6 protein-coding genes and 1 pseudogene are annotated in these 8960 nt (G+C 66.5%); 1 reads left to right on the top strand and 6 read right to left on the bottom strand.

Annotated features, from left to right (window positions below):
- From I2E26_RS09255 to I2E26_RS06845, 3 genes are all read right to left on the bottom strand, one after another.
- The coding region (locus I2E26_RS09255) for an HAD family hydrolase (RefSeq protein ID WP_370551463.1) at positions 1–602 on the bottom strand (602 nt) is incomplete at its 3' end.
- On the bottom strand, positions 535–1749 hold the full coding sequence (gene tyrS / locus I2E26_RS06840; RefSeq protein WP_195420131.1) for a tyrosine--tRNA ligase: 1215 nt from the start codon (positions 1747–1749) through the stop codon (positions 535–537). The genes tyrS and I2E26_RS09255, both read right to left, overlap by 68 nt.
- Positions 1750–1940: 191 nt before the next feature.
- Positions 1941–3992, bottom strand: coding sequence for a peptidase U32 family protein (locus tag I2E26_RS06845; RefSeq protein ID WP_195420132.1), 2052 nt, complete (start codon positions 3990–3992; stop codon positions 1941–1943).
- 173 nt (positions 3993–4165) lie between these two features.
- On the opposite strand from I2E26_RS06845, the gene I2E26_RS06850 reads away from it, so the two are divergent.
- Positions 4166–6391 (top strand): transglycosylase domain-containing protein, encoded by a 2226-nt coding sequence (locus tag I2E26_RS06850; protein ID WP_195420133.1) that lies wholly within the window; start codon positions 4166–4168, stop codon positions 6389–6391.
- 299 nt (positions 6392–6690) lie between these two features.
- Here the strand turns inward: I2E26_RS06850 and I2E26_RS06855 are convergent, their stop codons facing one another.
- From I2E26_RS06855 to I2E26_RS06865, 3 genes and pseudogenes are all read right to left on the bottom strand, one after another.
- On the bottom strand, positions 6691–7128 hold the full coding sequence (locus I2E26_RS06855) for an arginine repressor (protein WP_147588617.1): 438 nt from the start codon (positions 7126–7128) through the stop codon (positions 6691–6693).
- Positions 7129–7374: 246 nt separating this feature from the next.
- Complete coding sequence (locus I2E26_RS06860) at positions 7375–8451, bottom strand: glycosyltransferase family 2 protein (protein WP_370551464.1); 1077 nt, start codon at positions 8449–8451, stop codon at positions 7375–7377.
- Between the two features lie 110 nt (positions 8452–8561).
- Positions 8562–8960, bottom strand: a pseudogene (locus I2E26_RS06865) (tRNA pseudouridine(38-40) synthase TruA); the annotation flags it as partial.

Raw genomic sequence — 8960 nt, forward strand, 5'->3', positions numbered from 1 at the left:
AACTGGCACAGGCGGTCGTAGCGTCGACCCGATGAGGCGGCGAAATGAATTCCACGCTCGCGCAAGGCGACGATGAGCTCGAATGTCTCCGGCGGAACCTCGCCGTGCTCGTCCAGCAACGTGCCGTCCATGTCGGATGCGATCAATTTGATCATGGGCCCTCCCCTTGTTCCGATTCCAGGAAACGCGGATCGGCGGCGCCGCTGCGCACCGCCCCATGAACCATGGTACCCAACGAGCGATACATCCCGCGCCCGCGAAGCGATTCCAATGAGAAGCCCGTACGGCGCGGCGACGCCGAATACCGCATGCCGCGCAACGACGGGCCGGCAGCGACATCGGCCCGCGGGCGGCGGCAGATGCCCCATGCAACGCATGCGAGCCGCGATTCGCAACGGACCGCACGGAGCAAGGACGCGCGCGCTTCCACGGCCTTCTTCGGGTGAAAAAACCGGGCGCCGGCCAACGAGGGCCGACACCCGGTTCGATACGATCTGGCAAGGCGCGCTGGGAACGCCCGCCCCTATCGGAGCACTAGGCGAGGCGAGCGAACTTACGCTTGCCAACCTGCAGCACGACGCCGCTCTTGAGCAGGGAGGCATCGATGTTGTAGCTCTTGGGAGCCACGGCCTCGCCGTCGATCTTCACGCCGCCGCCGTCGATGAGGCGACGCGCCTCGCCCGCAGACGGAGCCAGGCCGGCGTCCTTCAGCAGGCCGGCGAGGTACAGCGTGCCGTCCTCGCCCGGGGTGAGATCGAGGGAGATCTCGGCGATGTCCTCGGGGAGCTGGTTCTCCTTGAAGACGCGGTCGAACTCGGCCTCGGCCGCCACGGCGTCCTCGGCGGAGTGGTACGTGGTGATGAGATCGCGGGCCAGAGCGCGCTTGAGCTGGTACGGATCGCCCGTGCCGTCGGCGAGCGACGCCTCGATGGCCTCGACCTCGTCAAGCGTCTTGGAGCTCGCGAGGCGGTAGTACTTGGCGATCATCTCGTCGGGAATCGACATGGTCTTGCCGAACATGTCCGCGGGGGCGTCGGTCAGGCCGATGTAGTTGCCGTAGGACTTGGACATCTTGCGCGTGCCGTCGGTGCCCTCAAGCAGCGGCATGGTGAGCGCGATCTGCGGCTCCATGCCCATCTTCTCCATGAGCTCGCGGCCGGCCAGCAGGTTGAAGAGCTGGTCGGTGCCGCCCATCTCGACATCGGCCTCGATCTTCACCGAGTCGTACGCCTGCATAACGGGATAGAGGAACTCGTGCAGGGCGATGGGGGTCTGGGACTGGTAGCGCTTGGTGAAGTCGTCGCGCTCGAGGATGCGGGCGACGGTGAACTTGGAGGCGACGGCCAGCAGCTCCTTGAGGCCCATGGGGAACATCCAGTCACCGTTGTGGACGATGGTGGTCTTCTCGGGATCCAAGATCTTCATGGCCTGGGAGACGTAGGTCTCGGCGTTGACCTCGACCTGCTCCTGCGAAAGCTGGGGGCGCGTGGTGTTCTTTCCAGACGGGTCGCCGATGGTGGCGGTGCCGTTGCCGATGATCAGGGTCACGCGATGGCCCAGGTCCTGGAACTGGCGCATCTTGCGCAGCGGCACGGCATGGCCCAGGTGAAGGTCGGGGCTCGTGGGATCGACGCCCAGCTTGATGTTGAGCGGCTGGCCCTTCTCGAGCTTCTTCCTCAGGTCGGCCTCGGGCACGATCTTCGCCGTACCGGAGGTGATGATGCGCATCTGCTCGTCGACTGACAACAATGCTCTGCCCTCCTGCAGAATCGGATAGCACCCTCGCACAGGTTGGTTGTCCATAGCGGTGCTTGAATATGCAATTCTTTTAGTTTACTCGAGTTGGACCGCCTTGGCGCCAGCCATTTTAAAACCAAACCCCGGCCGCAGGCGCAACGAGCCGGCGGCCGGTCGTCCGGCGGCGATACGGGAAGCCGCGCCTACCAGGCGCAGGCGCCCTCGTCCGCCTCGAGGAAGCACGACACCCCGGCCGCAGCCAGCATCGCCACGTCACCGGAGCGATCGAGCGGCTCGGCGTCGTAGATCCGCGTACGGCCGCGCACGTCGACGCGCACGGGCAGGCAGGTGCCGTCGCGCTCGATCAGAAAGCGCTCCGAGCGTCGGCGCGCGCACCCGCCGCACGAGCCCGAGCACGCGCCCTCGGCGGTAAGCAGGCAGTGCTCGGTCACCATGAGCTCCGGAAGCCCGGAGGAAACCACGCCGACGAGGACCCGCCCGGCAGCCGCCCGCGCCAACCCGGCCACCCGATCGACAGCCATGTCGGAGGGCAGCCACACGCGGCGGGCGCCCAGGTCCGCGCAGGCATGCAGGCTCGCGACGTTGGTCACGGGAATCGGAGAGGCGATCTCGAACGCCGCGCCCGCATCGCGGGCGTACGCCACCTGGGTGAGGTTGCGGCACGCCACGGCGCCGGCCGTCGCGCACAGCGAGCGCTGGAACGCCTCGTCGCCGACGCGGGAGACCTCGTCGAGCAGGACCGTCAAGCGGCCCAGCAACGATCCCCATGCCCCGCAGCCCATCTCGGCGACGGCGAACGCCGGGACAAGGATCTCGGCCCCGCCGGCCCCCAACAGGGCCGCTGCGCGCTCGGGCGTCTCGACGAGCACCGCCCGCGCGGGCACGCGGTCCGCATCCGCGCATGGACGCGCAGCCGCGCGGGCGGCGGAGCCGGAACCGCAAGAGGGCCCCATCCCCTCGGCGCGCGCGTCCGGCGCGGGCGGCGCGGCGTCCTGGACGCCGTCCAGCACCGTCGCGACCGCCGTGTCCGTGCGGGCCAGCACGCCGGCGCTGCGCACCACGTGCACCACGCTGCCGCACGAGACCTTGCGCTTGCAGTGCACGGCGATGCGCGCGCCGGCGGCGGCCGTCACCGGACACGGCACCATGGGCCAGCGCTTCGGCACATCCGGCGCCGCCTCCTCCCCTGGGATATAGCGGATCTCCAGCGTATCGCCCGCCTCGACCGACCGCTCGAGCTCGACCACGACCTCCTCGTAGCGGCGTTCGACCACCACCCCGGCACGCAGGCCCTGGTTGCACGAACGCTCCCAGCTCATAAGGCCCGCGCCCGCGGAGCCGTCCAGGTAATCGGTGGTAAACCCGCGGTTGAAGGAACGGGCGAGCTGCGCCTCGAGCGCGTCGACCTCCACCGGCAGGCCGTCGCGAACCGCGTCCAGGGCCGCGCGGTAGCAGCCCACCACGTTGAAGACGTAATCGGGGTTCTTCATGCGGCCCTCGATCTTGAGGGCGCCCACCCCCGCGTCCACGAGTTGCGGGATATGGCGGATCGACAAGTAGTCGCGCGGACACAGCAGCAGATCGCCCTCGCGCGCGTCGACGCGGCGCCCCGCGCCGTCCGCGAGCCCGTAGTGCAGGCGGCAGGGCTGCGTGCAGTCGCCGCGGTTGGCCGAGCGGCCGCGGCGAAGCGACGAGAACGAGCAGGCCCCCGCATAGCACACGCAGATGGCCCCGTGGCAGAACGCCTCGATCTCGACGCCGGTGGCCGCCATGGCCGCGATCTCGTCCACCGAGAGCTCGCGGCCGCAGGTGACACGGGAGACGCCGAGCTCCCGGGCGGCCAGGAGCGCGCCGGCCGAAGCATGCACGCCCGCCTGGGTCGACAGGTGAATCTCGACGTCTCCCAAACGACGACGCAACTCGGCGATGAGCCCGAGGTCGGCCACGATCAGCGCATCGGCGCCCGCTTCGAGGACATCCGCCGCCAGCGCGACCGCCTCGTCCAGCTCGTCATCGCGCACGAAGATGTTGAGGGTGACGTACAGGCGAGCGCCGCGGCCATGACACAGGCCGGCAGCGATGCGCAGCTCGTCGAGCGAGAGGTCGGTTGCCGCCGCGCGCGCGTTAAAGGCTCCCGCGCCCGTGTAGACGGCATCGGCGCCGGCGGCGACGGCCGCCGCGAGCGCCTGCAGCGACCCGGCCGGCGCAAGCAACTCCGGTAAACGCACGCCCATGGCAAACCTCCGCTTTCCCGCGCGCCGCATCCCGGGCGCGCCGCTTATCTGAAACTTTCTCGCAGGCTAGGATACACAAGGATTCGAGCAGGCAGGTGCGGTAATCTATAGTATTTGAAGTTCCCTCATGATTCACAGCGCGTCCGCGCGCATGAAACGTACAGGAGGTATCTATGGGTTCTCGTGAGCGGTATAGGCGCGAGCGGTCCAAGACGCATGCACTCCCCATCATCCTGGGCTCCCTGTTCGGGTTTCTCTTGATCTCCGGCATCGCGTTCGGCATCGGCATGATGGGCAATATCAACCGCTGGCTCTCGGACCTTCCCGACTATACGGATGCCAACCAATACCTGGTCAGCGAACCTACCACGGTCCTCGACGCCAACGGCAACGAGATCGCGAGCCTCTACGTCCAGAATCGCGAGAGCATCACATACGACCAGGTGTCCCCCTACGTCATCGAGGGCACCGTCGATACCGAGGACGTCCGCTTCTACGAGCACAACGGCGTCGACCTCGTCGGCATCATGCGCGCCGTCCTCGTGCAGCTGACCGGCGGCTCGGAGGGCGCCTCGACCATCACGCAGCAGCTCGTCCGCAACACCATCCTCTCCGAAGAGCAGTTCGACAACACCATCGAGCGCAAGGTCCGCGAGGCCTTCATCGCCATCAAGATGGAGGAGGTCTACTCCAAAGAGGACATCCTCATGATGTACCTCAACACCATCTACTACGGCCACGGCGCCTACGGCATCCAGGCCGCCGCCAAAACCTATCTGTCCAAGAACGCCGCCGACCTCACCCTTGCCGAGGCCGCCATGCTCGTGGGCCTTCCCAACGCCCCGTCGATGTACGACCCCACGGTCAACCCCGAATACGCCCTCTCGCGCCGCAACCTCGTGCTCGACCGCATGCTTTCGGCAGGCGACATCTCGCAGGAAGAGCACGACGCCGCCCAAGCCGAGCCCATCGAGCTCAACCTGGCCCCGGCCGTCCCCATGAACGGCATCCTGGCCTACCCCTACTTCGTGGACTACGTCAAGTCGCTCCTCCAGGAGGAGTTCTCCACCGACATGATCTTCAAGGGCGGCCTCACCGTGAAGACCACCATCGACCCCACGCTCCAGGCCAAGGCCGAAGAAGCCGCCGTCTCGCGCATGAACGACGCGGGCGCCGATACGCTGGAGGTCGGCATGGTCGTCCTCGACCCCAAGACCGGCTATATCAAGGCCATGGTGGGCGGCAAGGACTACAACGCCAACGAGAGCCACGTCAACCACGCACTCGGTCGCCGCTCCCCCGGCTCGTCCTTCAAGACCTTCACCCTCGCCGCGGCCATCAAGGCAGGCATGAGCCCCAACGTCATGCTCAACTGCTCCTCCCCGCTCAAGGTGTGGGGCAGCGTCTTCCAGAACTACGGAAACCACAACTACGGCTCGCGCACCCTGGCGCAGGCCACCGCCGTCTCGTCGAACACCGGCTTCGTGCAGGTAGCCGAGGCTATTGGCAATAAAGCCATTATCGAAACCTGCCGCGAGCTCGGCATCGACACCAAGAGCGAGCAGGCCAACTTCCAAGACGTCCCCGCGCTTACGCTGGGCACCGCCAGCATCACCCCGCTCGAGATGGCCGAGGCCTACACCGCCTTCGCCAACGGCGGCTACCACCGCGAGGCCGTGGCCATCACCGAGATCACCTCGCGCGACGGCAAGACCCTCTACAAGCACGAGGATGCCCCCAAACAGGTCTTCACCGCAGGCCAGGCAGAGGCGATCACCAACGTGCTCAAGATGGTCATGGTAGGCGGCGGCACCGGCGTGTACGGACGCCCCTCCATCAACCAGCCCATCGCCGGCAAGACCGGCACCGCGGGCACCGCGAGCGAGACCACCGACCTGTGGTTCTGCGGCTACACCCCGCAGCTCGTGTGCTCCATCTGGACGGGCCGCTCGGGCACCAACGCGTCCTTCCGGGGTTTCGGCACGGCCGACCTGCCGCTCCCCATCTTCCGCGCATTCATGAACAGCGCGCTCGCCGGCGTCGAGCGCGAGGAGTTCCCCACCGGCGACGCCCCGCAGTACAAGGCGAACAGCAGCTGGAAGTTCTCCGGCGGTAGCTATACCGAGAAGGACAAGGAAGAGGAGGAGAACGAGGAGAATACAGAGGAGAACGAGGTGACCGAGGGCACCGACACCGTGCCCAACGAGGGCACGTCGGGCGGCACGACGCCTCCCGCGCCCGCACCTTCGCCCAACCCCTCGCCCGATCCGTCTCCCAATCCCTCCCCCGACCCAAGCCCCAGCCCCTCGCCCGATCCGGCGCCGCAGCCCTCCCCCGACCCGGCTCCCCAGCCGTCTCCAAACCCGTCGCCCGATCCCGCCCCCACGCCCACGCCCTAGGCGAACGCCCCTTATCAACGCCGGCATCCTCGCAGATGCCGGCGTTTTTATATTCACGGCGTGCCTGAGGGATCGCCGCCTTCGCCTTGGTTTCCCGGTACCCGAACGCGATCACGCCCCCCCCATGTACGAAAACAGCCCGTCGGCCTCATGGGAGACCGACGGGCTGTGCGAGTCGATGGAAACGGTGCGCTACCGCGAGGCGCGCCACCTGATGAAATACCAGACCAGCAACGCGACGAGCGCGATGGGAAGCAGCAGGACCAACGAGATCATAAGAATATGAAGTACGGCGGGCATTACTTGTGGACGCTCCTTAGCTTGGTGATCAGTGACTCGAAACGCGCGCCGTCCTCGGCGGTCTGCGCGATTACCAAAATGGTATCGTTACCCGCGAGCGACCCCAGCACATCGGGCAGCTCCGCGGCATCGACGGCCGCGGCGATACCGGATGCGGTACCGGGCTGCGCCTTGACGAGCACCAGGTTCTCCGTGCGCTGCACATCGACCACCAGCTCGGATACCATGCGCTGAAGATGCAGGTCCTCGGCCAGCACGTACACGCCCTCGGGCAGCTTGCGCAGCCCCATGTCGGCGATATCGCGCGATACCGTAGCCTGCGTGCAGTCAAAGCCGCACGCCTTCAGCTCGTCCACCAGCATGCGCTGCGTACGAACATCCTTGTTGCGCACGATATCGCGAATCGCATCCTGGCGTCCGTTGCGTTTCTTTGCCATGGTCCATTCACCCCGATTGCATACAACGGCTCGTATCAGAAGATATATACCGACGAGCCACGTGCGGTCGACACCGCACTGATTTTACAGTTATGACTCAAATTCTTCAAACGAGCAGGGTGAACGGTCGAAGCATGCATAAGGAAAGTTTCGTTACTCATTTGGACACGGCACTGTCACCCAGGTGATATTGGATATACAGAAACCAATCGAATGGCTGGACGGCGCCGCGGGCGAACGGCGGTCCTAGCGCGCGCGGCCCGTTGCCGCAGCACCCAGCGGCGTGAGCGCGCGGTCGACGATATCCTGGATGCGAGCACCCATGCAGCACGCCATGGCGCTCCGACGCGCGATGGGCGCGTACATCAAGCCGAACTCGTGGCTGCAAGCCTCAAGCGCCTGCACGCAACGGCGCGTGGCGTCGTCATCCACCATATCCTGGACGCGCTGCTTGCGCTCGATGGACGACACGCGGCCCGACCCCAGCGCGGCGTTCACGATACAGCGCACGACCTCGCGCAGGTGGCGACGGTAGATGGGACGCATGGCCTCGGCGTCGTCCGCAAACCCCCAGGCTTCATACAGGGCCTCGAGGGCCTCGAACTCACGGCGCGCGCGGGCGAACTGCGTCGGGTCGAAAGCGGGGCGCGCGGGCGAGGGCGCCACCGTAAGGTGATAGCGGGCGCCCTCGACGACGGCCGCCCGATCAAGGTCGCGAACATAGCCGATCATGGCTGCCTGATCGGCGCCGCCCCCCTCGGAAGCGCACGACACGTCCTGCAGGCGGGCTCGGTCGAACAGCTTGCCCGCGGTACAAGCAAGCACGCCGCTCTCGATGAGAGCGGAGGCGCCGCGGCGAAAGGAATCGGGCGTATTCCAGCTGCAGGGCTCATGGGAGATCGTGGTGGAAACGCGAGCGCCATCGGGTTGCTCGGCATCGATGGATAGCTCGGGAATGACCAGCAGGGCGTCATGGGCGACCATGGCGTCGACCATGGTTTGCAGGTATCCCGATGAAAGCCAGTCGTTCTGATCGAGGAACATCGCCCAGGTCCCACGGGCCGACAGCAGGCCGGCGCGACGGCCGGCATCCGTCGATTCATCCTCTATGCACAGGACCTCGACGCGAATATCGCGCTCGGCGAAGCGCTCGCAGACGGAGCGCGTGCGGTCGCGCGATGCGCAGTCGACGACGACGAGCTCAAGGTCCTCATAACCTTGGTTCAAGACGCTTTCGACCGCACGCGAGATATGACCTTCGGCATTATGGGCCGCCACGATCACGGAAACGCGCGGGCACCTGGGGACACGACGACGCACCACATCTACCTTTCAGCTACTGCTATACCAGCAGCATGGTATCGCAGGGCGTCGCGCGAATGAGCGCGAACCGCGCGGCCGAGCGGGTTACACAAACCTTCGACAAGACGGCGCTACGCGCGCGCATCGGGGCACACGGACAGCACGCCATCGTCGTAGGAGACCTCCATGAAGCACAGGCCGCGAGCGGGCGCGGTGGGACCGGCGGCTTGACGGTCGCACGCGGCGAGCGCCCCTGAAAGCCAGGCCTCGTCCCTATGGCCGGAGCCGACCTCTACCAGGCTTCCCACGATGGTCCGCACCATAGAGTGCAGAAACGCGTTGCCCGTAATGGTGAAGGCGATGAGCTCCTCGCCCATCTGGACCTCACGAGCGAATGAAACCGCATGCACGTTACGGCAGGTGGGCTTGCCCACAGCCGAGGCCACCTTGCAGAAGCTCTTGAAATCATGCTCGCCCACCAGGCATGCGGCGGCGCGCTCCATGGCGTCCACATCAAGGGGGAGCCGGTG

Source organism: Collinsella sp. D33t1_170424_A12 (genome assembly GCF_015554865.1).
GTDB lineage: Bacteria > Actinomycetota > Coriobacteriia > Coriobacteriales > Coriobacteriaceae > Collinsella.